Raw genomic sequence first — 9,584 nt, 5'->3', positions numbered from 1 at the left:
GAGTCGTGCGCTGTACTTGCTCATGAAAAAACACCCCAAATCGTTGAACGGGTGTCCAACTTTTGGGGTGCAGTTCAATCGACCGGGGCCTTTTAGTTTTAGCGATGCAGTCAAGCGGTGAAGCAGCGATGCACTGAAGCCTGAGCAGTGAGGCGCGTGCAATCGACGCATAAAAAAAGGCCTTGATCGCTTCCGATCAAGGCCTTCGTCATTCGAACCGCGTCGAGCGCGGCGCATTCGATATCAGCTTGCGACGCTCGCGAGATCCGCCGTGTGCGACGCGAAGAGCGGGATCGACGATGCCTGCTGGTGCTCGAGCCACTGCTGGAACATCAGCACGTTCCACAACTGACGATGCCAGTTCTGCTCGCCCGACAGATGCTGCTGCCATTTCGCGCGCACCGTGGCGGCGTCGAAGAAGCCCTCGCGACGCAGCCGCGACGCATCGAGCAAGGCCTCCGCCCAGTCGCGCAGCTCGCCGCGCAGCCAGTGCGTGATCGGCACGCCGAAGCCCTGCTTGGGCCGCTCGATCATCGCGCGCGGCACATGGCGATAGAGCACCTGGCGCAGCGCCCATTTGGTCTGTCCGTCGCGCACTTTCATCGATTGCGGCAGACGCCACGCGAACTCCACGACGCGATGATCGAGGAACGGCACGCGCGTTTCGAGCGACACGCCCATCGCGGCACGATCGACTTTCGTGAGAATGTCGTCGGGTAGATAGGTAATCATGTCGAGCGCCATCATGCGCTGCACGTCGTCGAGGCCGGTGAAGGCCGGCGCATTGCCGGTCATCAGCGTGGGCGGCTGGTATCCGCCGATCACGAGCGCGGCGGGGTCGTTCCATTGCGACATGAGATGCAGATACACCTCGTCGCGCGACTGGCACGACAGCAGTTCCGCGCCCTTGTGCAGCTTGTCGCCGACCTTCACGCCGCGCAGCGACGACGGCAGAATCGGCTCCATCAGGCCCGCCATGCTGTTCCAGCGCTTCGGCGAGATTCCGGCTATGCCCGATGCCGCCAGCTTGCGCAACGGCGCCGGCATCATCGTCATCTTGTCCCACATGCCCGGCGCGGTCTTGTAACGCTGATAGCCGCAGAAAAGCTCGTCGCCGGCATCGCCGGACAGCGAGACCGTGACGTGCTGCCGCGCGAGTTGCGAGACGAGGAACGTCGGCACCTGCGACGAATCAGCGAACGGTTCGTCGTATAGCTCCGGCAGACGCGGGATCACATCGAGCGCCTGGCGCGCCGTCACGTACATCTCGGTGTGCTCCGTGCCGAGATGCCTGGAGACGGCCTTCGCGAGCTTGGCTTCGTCGAAATCGCTTTCGTTGAAGCCGATGGTGAAGGTCTTCACCGGACGCGACGACTGCTTCTGCATCAGCGCGACGATCGTGGACGAATCCACGCCGCCCGACAGAAACGCGCCGAGGGGCACGTCGGAAAGCATCTGCTGACGGATCGCGTCCGTGAGCAGATGCTCGAGTTCATCGACGGCGTCTTCGGCGCTGCCCGCGAAACCGCGTGCGGATCCGTTGACCGCCGCATCGACGCCCGACCAGTACGACCACACGCGCGGCTCGCGCCGTTCGAGCGAGACGGTGAGCATCTTGCCCGGTTCGAGCTTGCGGATGCCCTCGAAAATGGAATACGGCGACGGCACGCAGCCGTGGCGGATTTGCAGCGTCAACGCGCCGCGATCGACGTTGTTCTCGAACGCGGGATGCTCGCGCAGCCCTTTGAGCTCGGAGCCGAACAGGAACGCGGCTTCCTCGCCCTGCCCTTGCCAGCCGTAGTAGAGCGGCTTTTCGCCGAGCCGGTCGCGCGCGAGCGTGAGCTGGCATTCCTGCCGGTCCCACACCGCGAACGCGAACATGCCGACCGCGCGCTCTATCGTCGCCTGAATGCCCCACGCATCGAAGCCCGCGACGAGCGTCTCGGTGTCGGAACTGCCGCGCCACGCGGGCGCGCGTTGCGTGTCTTCGAGCTCGTCGCGCAGATCGAGATGGTTGTAGATCTCGCCATTGAACGCGATGACATATCGCCCGCTGCCCGACGCCATCGGCTGATGTCCCGCCGACGACAGATCGATGATCGCCAGCCGCCGATGACCGAGCGCGATGCCGCGCAGATCATCGGTCCAGTCGCCCGCGTCGTCGGGGCCGCGATAGGCGATGGCGAGCGCCATCTTCCGCACCGTTGTCTTCGAGTCGCCCGCGCCGAAGCCGCGTCCACCCAGAAAGCCGACGATACCGCACATATTGGTTCTCCTTACGATCCGGCCATAGGCCGCGCTTATGCGATGCTCATTTCTCTTCGACGAGCCGCAGGTAGATATCTTCGAAACGCTCGCGCGCGCGCATCATCGTGAATTCGGCGTGGATGCGCGCTTTCGCCATCTGACCGAGACGAAGGCGCTCGTCGGGTTTCATGTCGACGATGCGATCGAGTCCCGCCGCAAGCGCGTCGCTGTTTTCCTTCTCGACGACCACGCCCGTATTCGCGACGAGCATGGCCGCGTCGCCCACGTCGGTGACGACGCACGGAAGCGCCATCGCCATCGCTTCGCCGACGACATTCGGAAATCCTTCGGTGCGCGACGACAGGCAGAACACATCCATCGCCGACAGGCACGCGGGCACGTCGCGCCGCTCGCCGAGCAGCACGAAGCGCGATGCGAATCCCGTCTGCGCGATCCAGTCCGCGAGCTCGCGATTGTTCGCGTCGAGATCGCGGCCGACGAGCATGAAGCGCACATCGGGATGGCGCGCGGCCAACATGCCCGCCGCGCGCACGAAATTCTGGTGATCCTTCACCGGATGAAAGCGTCCGAGCACGCCGACGACGACGTCGCGCTCGCCGAATCCGCATTGCTCGCGGATCGCGCTGCGTTGCTCCGGCGTGGCGCACAGGCGCGCGACGTCGAAGCCGTTCGGCACGACCATCATGCGGCTCGCGTCGTAGCCGACCGACACATGCGCGCGGCGCGACGCCTCGGCCGCGCAGACGATCGTCTGCGGCACGTAGTACGACAGCCACGCGCAAATCTTGCGCAGCAGCACGGTCACGCGCGAGCCGCCCGATCGGACATCGGTGGTGCGCACGCCCCAGACGATGCGCTTGTGCGCCGCGATCCGTCCGGCGAGCCCGCCGAGAAAGTCGGCGTGATACATCCACGTCTGAATGATGTCGGGGCGTTCTTCGCGGATCAGTTTCACGAGGCGCATCAACGCGCGCGGAAAGCCGAGCGGGGATTTCATGCCGAGGCTATGAACGTCGATGCCGCGCGCGGCGAGTTCTTCGCCGATCTTGCCGGTGGTCGTCAGCGAGCAGACGACGTGACGAAATCGCGGATCTTCGATGTGCGACTCGATGAGGCGCTGAAGCATACGTTCAGCGCCGTCCGCATTGAGCGCAACGATGACATGGAGAAGCTTCATGGTCCCGGCTGCCGTTTTTCTACGATGGGCCCGTCTCCAGGCAACCGACGCGCGCGTCGCTGGCGGCAATGCTTGTACTGACGGGTGTGTTTTATGACGATGGGCTGCCTCGCCGGGGCACGCTCCGGCGAGTCATCAATGTAAGCCGGCGCGGTGGCACGCACTGTGCGACGTGCCACACGCCGGTTCTCCTGTCCGCGCGCGTCCTGCGGGCGTCAGGCGCGCCTCATCGCACCGCGCCACGGATTCCATTTGCGAAGCTGCGTCTTGAGATCGATGACCGTGATCCCGCCGACCGCATTCCACGTATGCAACCCCTGATGACCGCGCGGCGGCGTGCGAACCGACACCGTGCGCTCGGCATAGGTCGTCGTCGTGAGCTCGGTGATCTCGCGGAACGTCAGCGCCGCGCCGTATTCGCGCTCGCAATTCTGCGCGGGGCGAATCAGGCGGTTCTGGCCGTCCTTGAACAGGTTGCCCGCCATGCGCGCGAGGCGGCAGTCGGAAACGACCGGGTTCATCGGATGCGCGGTCCATTCGCCGAACGGGCTGTCGGAATAAAAAATCGACAGTTCGTCCCAGTTCGATCCGCCGTCCTCCGTCATGCTCGTGAACATCCACCATGTCTTGCCGTCGTGATGGAGCGTCGTATCGGCGGCGACGACATCGCGCATGATCACCTTGTGCAGCACCCATTCCGTCGGGAACGACGCCGCGCGGTACATCTCGATCGTGCGGTTGCCACAGGTCTCCGGAATCATGAAGACCTCGCCCTCATGCTCGAAGAGGAACGGATACGACAGGTGATAGTTCTTGTCGAGCACGACGCGCGGCGTCTCTTGCCAAGTCTGCGTGGCCGGATCGAACGCGATATGGCTGATCGTGCCGCGATTCGTGTCGTAGGGCAGGCTTTCGAAGAACAGGTGATAGTCGCCGTTCTTGCCGCGCCAGAGGAACGGATCGGCATGGAACTGCGACGTCATGCCGGGAAGCGTCACCCAGTTGCGGCTTTCGTCGCCGTCCGCGGACGGGGCATCGGTGCGCCGATACGCCAGGACCCAGTGTCCGCGCTGAACCAGCAGCTTGAGCGGCTGATTCAGCACTTTGCGGCCGAGATGGCGCAGCGCGAAGCACGCCGAAGTGAAACCCGACAGACGCGCGGGCCGAGCCTTCGGCTTGACGAGCGGAAGATCGCGCAGCGGCGGGTTCGCGTCGAGCCGCTTCTGCGCCCGGTCGACGAGAACGGCGACGCGCTGCAGGCTCGTCTGCAACGACTTCAGGAAGAAAAGCTTCTCCGGTATCGCGACATACGACTCGGCGAGCAGTCGCATTTCGCCGGAGTCGGGGGACTTCCAGACGGCCTGGATATGTGGCGTTCGGCACTGAAGCAGCGCTTTCCACAGCGCCTCGATGTTCTCTTGGCCGTCGTACAGGACGGTGATTGGAGCACGAACGTGAGCGCGTCGCGGTGTCTCTTCGGGGTCGCCGTAGAGCCGCTTCTCGATGCGCGTCCACCATTCAAGCACGGAAGGATATGCGGGTTGCGCCATTTTCTTTTCCCTCAGACAGCAGCGGATTCGCCAGTCGATAGAATTGAAATCTTTAGCTAAGCGCTTAACTGTCTTTTATATGTGTTGTGTTCCGGCGCTTTCGAAATGATGAACCTACATTTCATGATGATGCCGGCGAAGAAAGACTAGAGTCTGGGGAACGTGACTGCGGTGCGCTATCGCACACAGTTGCGACAGCTAAATAATGCGAGGGATTTTGAACGGCTGTGCCGGAATGGCTCCGCGGTGCGATGGCCGGCACGCCTGGCGCTGGCCACGGGCCGATACGGAGGGAGACCTAACTTGTTGGCGGATCAGAAAATTTTGTCGCGGATCAAGGCTCGTCGCGGCGCACGGCGACCTCGCGCCTGCGATACCACGTAGGCCGCTTATGAGCCGGCTTGCTCATTTCATCTGCCTTATGTTTGGAAGAAGGCGAAAAGATAATTTCGAACACGGCCAGCAAAGCGAGGCCGATTATTGCGAAAAAAACAATTGCGCCTATAACACCGCCTACAGACATGCTTCCTCCGCGCTCGTACGCGTTGAATCAAGCATTAGATAAAACCTGCCGCTGAAAGTTTTGGCCGAATGAAATTTTGATTTATTCGCGGATTATATCACATCGGAAATCGGCCAATTTCCGCGTGACGGACCTATGTGGATGATTTTCGGACGGATGCGGCCCGCGCAAATCCCTGAACAAAAGGGTGAAAGCGCATCTTTTCCGTGGACCGCTCGCCGGGCAGCGCGGCCGCGCGGGCGGACGAACGGCATGGTGCGGCGCGGGCCGGGGACGCGCATCGACCGCTGCGACGCGAAGGCCGGCGCGATTTATTCGGAGACCGATGCAGAGCGTATTACACGTCGAGATGCGGATTTCGAAAGACAACGGCGCGTCATTCGAATGCGCGCGTCGATATTCCCGATTTGCCGCCAGTCGTCTCGCCTATTTGACCGACGATTAACCGATCATTTCAGCAAGTAAGAAAGCGCGTTTCACGCGAGCCCCTCTTTTTCCGCGGGTTTGTCGGACGTTGTCAAGAGAATGTCCGCTACCGCCAATAAGGAAAGGCCGACCACCGCCACGAACCCGACGGTTCCGGCGAATAGGCTGACGAGCTTCATGGTTTCCTCCGCCAGTCAAAGGGCGAATGCTTCCGTTGCTCAAGCTGCCGCTCGCGTCCGACGATACTCGCCGGTGCGCCTGGCAACCGTCCCAACGCTAGCATAGGCATAAGTTCGCCGGAAAAGTATTCATTTCGTGGCGAAACAGGTGCCTTCGCGATTTGCGCAGACGAAAAAAGCCTCGATGCGACCGATCGGCGACCCGATTCAGCGCCCGCGCCTGCCGGCGCCGGCCGTCATCGCCGCATCGGCGTCGCCGTTTTTCCACGCGTGCCGCGCCGGCTCCCGGCTGCCGCCCATCGCGCGGGTCAGGATCGCGCGTGTGCCAGGCGTCGCACTGACTTGCGCGAGTTGAGGCGCATCGATCCACAGCAACTCATGGAATCGCGCGCCGGCTTTCGGCCGCAGATGCACCTCGTCCGGTATCGCAATGCGAAAAACATGATGCAGATGATGCGCCGACGCCTGCTGAAACAGAAACGCCGCAGCACTCGCCTCGACGCCGGTGTCTTCGTGCAGCGCTCGGATCGCTGCAACAATCGTCAATTCGTCGTATGCCACCGCTCCGCCCGGCAGAAGCCACGGTCCGCCACGCTCCCGGACCAGCAGCACTGACTGGCGACGAACCAGCAGCACGGTTGCTCGTTCTCTCATCCCCGTCTCCGTGTTGCACCCCAATTCGTTATTGGATCGATGCTGCGATACGGCGCGCGGCGTGCCATTTTGATTTCACCGTCGCGTCGAACCTGAGCGTGAATTGACGTGCACGTTCGATCTTCACAGGCTTTGTCGCGCTTCGCAATGCGTGATGTCCCACGTATGTGCGCTGCACGACGAGGCTGGCCGGCAAAAAATGCCCGCCTTTGCGAGACTTTGGGAGTGGACTCGAGCTGCGGAGTTCCGCTGGACTGGCGGATGGCGGAGGAAAAGTCGACGCGGCCGCGCGGGTCGATGCGCGCGGCCGGCAATGCTCGACGCGATCGCGTCAGGCGCCGAACGCCGGATCGCTCATGCTGTCGCGCCCGGTTTCGACGTGACCGGCGAGACGGCGCAGGAACGCGGAATCGGTGTCGACCGTGATTTCGATGTCATACCAGCCGTGGGCGTCGCGCAGATCGACATAGAGCTGCTCCGTGTCGCCGCCCCGCACGCGCCGCGTGATCGTCTTCGACGGATCGTAGGCATTCTTCACGCTGAAGGTGCATGCCGCGGTTCCGCGGTTCGCGAGCCGCAGTTGCAGGTTGCCGTTGGCGACGTCGTAGCCTTCGGCGACATCCGGCGCGGCCTGCTCGCGCGACCACCAGTGCGACTGCGCGCTCGCCTTGCCCGCGATCCGCCGCAGAAAGCCGTTCGGGCCGTGCACGACGAAATCGAAGCTGCCGTCCGCGTTCGCCGCGACGCTGTCCGCGAGACGCTTGCGCGCTTCGACCGTATAGGTGCGAGGCGCATCCGCGCTCGCATTGCGATACAGCAGAAAGACCGCGCCCGCGCGTCCGGTGTTGACGAAGTCGAACGAGACGGCGTCCTTCGACGCATCCGGGCGCGCGCGCACGAAAAGCTCGTACGGCAATGCGCGCGCGGCGCGCACGCCGGACTCCTGCTTCGGCAGCGCCTGCGCGGCGGGCGGGACAGGCACATAGTCGGGATGGCGCTGCTTGTCGGGCGGAACGTAGCCGCTCGTCGCCGGCAGCGTCGGCATCGCGCTATTCGGATTGCGGAAGTCGAACGCGGACGTCAGATCGCCGCAAATCGCGCGACGCCACGGCGAGATGTTCGGCTCGGCGAGGTTGTGCGCGCGCCCGAAGCGTTTCTGGATGAAGCGGATCACCGAGGTATGGTCGAAGGTTTCGGAGCATACCCAGCCGCCTTTGGACCAAGGCGACACGACGAGCATCGGCACGCGCGCGCCCAGGCCGTAGGGGCCGCTCGCGTATTTCGCGCTGCCCGGAAAGATCTCCGCGCTGGTATCGACCGTCGAAAGACCGTTCGCGCTCGACGTCGGCGGAAACGGCGGGACGAGGTGATCGAAGAAGCCGTCGTTTTCGTCGTAGTTGATGAGCAGCGCCGTTTTGCTCCACAAATCCGGATTCGACGTCAGCACCTGCAACACCTGATCGATATACCAGGCGCCGTAGTTCGCGGGCCAGTTCGGGTGCTCGGAAAACGCCTCGGGCGCGACGATCCACGAGACTTGCGGCAGCGTGCCCGCCGCCACATCGCGCTTCAGGATCGAAAAGTAGTCGTCGCCGGCGACCGCGTTCGTGCCGCGACGCGCCTTTTCATACAGCGGACTGCCGGGCTGCGCATTCTGATACTGCTTGAAGTACAGCAGCGAATTGTCGCCATAGTTGCCGATGTACGCGTCGTCGGTCCAGCCCCACGAATTCTTCGCGTCGAGCCCCGTGCCGATGTCCTGATAGATCTTCCACGAGATGCCCGCGCGCTCCAGCACTTCGGGGAACGTGGACCAGCCGTAGCCGGCTTCCGCGTTATCGACGACCGGGCCGCCGCCGGTGCCGTCGTTGCCGACATAGCCCGTCCACATGTAGTAGCGGTTCGGATCGGTCGATGTGTTCGTCGAGCAGTGATACGCGTCGCAGATCGTGAAGGCGTCGGCGAGCTGATAGTGGAACGGGATGTCGTCGCGCTGCAGATACGCCATCGTCGTCGTGCCCTTGAACGGCACCCATTGGTCATAGCGGCCGTCGTGGAACGCGCCCTTCCCGTCCGTCCATCCGTGCGGCAAATCCTGCAGGAACTGCAGGCCGAGATTCGCGGCGTCCGGGTGGAACGGCAGCACTTCGCCCGCACCGGACGCGATCGGCTGATTGAACACCGGCTTGCCGTTGGGCAGCGTCACGGCGGTCTTGTCGCCGAAGCCGCGCACGCCGCGCATGGTGCCGAAGTAGTGATCGAACGAGCGGTTCTCCTGCATCAGCACGACGATGTGCTCGATGTCCTCGATCGATCCATGACGGTTGTTCGCGGGAATCGCGAGCGCCTGGCGAATGCCGAGCGGCATCACGTTCAGTGCGGCGGTCGCGCCTGCCGCCTGGGCGGCCGCGCGCAGAAAGTCACGACGGTTCGTGTTTTTCATTCGTTTTGCGGGAAGTAAATGGATGGGTCAGTCAACCGTGTGAATCACCGGTGTCGCGAGCGGTTCCGACGCGGCTCGCGCTATCGCGGGCTGCGCCGCTTCATCGGATGCGCCTCCTGTGGCCTGTTTCGCCCAATTCTGAAGCTCGCTCGTCGCGGATGGGCCGGATGTCGCGGATGTTTCGGACGATACGTCGCGCGTGAGCCCGGCGGAGGCCGATGATTCCGTGTCCCGCTCGCCGCAACCGCAAACGATTGCACTGGCGCAAACGACGAGACACGCCACGAGCGCGTGACGGCATGCAACAGTGGACATCGGTTTCTCCGGCTTCGGTCGCAGATCGATACAGCGCTGCGAAGCTTAG

Annotated in this window: 6 protein-coding genes; all 6 read right to left on the bottom strand. The window is 63.3% G+C overall.

The window, feature by feature from the left end; genetic code table 11:
• Positions 1-243: 243 nt before the first annotated feature.
• The 6 genes from asnB to NCS00_RS28790 all read right to left on the bottom strand — a co-directional run bounded on the left by asnB (position 244) and on the right by NCS00_RS28790 (position 9,220).
• Entirely contained in the window at positions 244-2,265 is a 2,022-nt protein-coding gene (asnB, locus tag NCS00_RS28810) for an asparagine synthase (glutamine-hydrolyzing) (RefSeq protein ID WP_008346159.1), read from the bottom strand.
• Between the two features lie 46 nt (positions 2,266-2,311).
• Positions 2,312-3,445: a glycosyltransferase family 4 protein gene (locus tag NCS00_RS28805; RefSeq protein ID WP_008346158.1), complete on the bottom strand. Its 1,134-nt coding sequence runs from the start codon at positions 3,443-3,445 to the stop codon at positions 2,312-2,314.
• A 215-nt stretch (positions 3,446-3,660) separates the two neighbouring features.
• Positions 3,661-4,995: a glucosamine inositolphosphorylceramide transferase family protein gene (locus NCS00_RS28800; RefSeq protein ID WP_250441629.1), complete on the bottom strand. Its 1,335-nt coding sequence runs from the start codon at positions 4,993-4,995 to the stop codon at positions 3,661-3,663.
• Between the two features lie 999 nt (positions 4,996-5,994).
• Positions 5,995-6,123 carry a hypothetical protein gene (locus NCS00_RS33410; RefSeq protein ID WP_275446092.1) on the bottom strand — a complete coding sequence of 43 codons (129 nt, stop codon included), beginning with the start codon at positions 6,121-6,123 and terminating at the stop codon, positions 5,995-5,997.
• Between the two features lie 207 nt (positions 6,124-6,330).
• Positions 6,331-6,777 (bottom strand): NUDIX domain-containing protein, encoded by a 447-nt coding sequence (locus NCS00_RS28795; protein WP_051078963.1) that lies wholly within the window; start codon positions 6,775-6,777, stop codon positions 6,331-6,333.
• A gap of 331 nt (positions 6,778-7,108) precedes the next feature.
• The gene (locus tag NCS00_RS28790) at positions 7,109-9,220 is read right to left on the bottom strand and encodes a phosphocholine-specific phospholipase C (RefSeq protein ID WP_175980295.1); all 2,112 of its coding nucleotides are present in this window, start codon (positions 9,218-9,220) and stop codon (positions 7,109-7,111) included.
• Positions 9,221-9,584 lie beyond the last annotated feature (364 nt).

The organism is Caballeronia sp. AZ1_KS37 (assembly GCF_023631165.1).
Lineage (GTDB): Bacteria > Pseudomonadota > Gammaproteobacteria > Burkholderiales > Burkholderiaceae > Caballeronia > Caballeronia zhejiangensis.
This window is presented reverse-complemented; position numbering and strand designations above follow the sequence as displayed.

Bases quoted from the DNA above. Each gene is read 5' to 3' on its own strand.
- NCS00_RS28795 (WP_051078963.1), bottom strand. From the start codon at position 6,777: ATGAGAGAACGAGCAACCGTGCTGCTGGTTCGTCGCCAGTCAGTGCTG.
- NCS00_RS28790 (WP_175980295.1), bottom strand. From the start codon at position 9,220: ATGAAAAACACGAACCGTCGTGACTTTCTGCGCGCGGCCGCCCAGGCG.
- NCS00_RS28805 (WP_008346158.1), bottom strand. From the start codon at position 3,445: ATGAAGCTTCTCCATGTCATCGTTGCGCTCAATGCGGACGGCGCTGAA.
- NCS00_RS28800 (WP_250441629.1), bottom strand. From the start codon at position 4,995: ATGGCGCAACCCGCATATCCTTCCGTGCTTGAATGGTGGACGCGCATC.
- asnB (WP_008346159.1), bottom strand. From the start codon at position 2,265: ATGTGCGGTATCGTCGGCTTTCTGGGTGGACGCGGCTTCGGCGCGGGC.
- NCS00_RS33410 (WP_275446092.1), bottom strand. From the start codon at position 6,123: ATGAAGCTCGTCAGCCTATTCGCCGGAACCGTCGGGTTCGTGGCGGTG.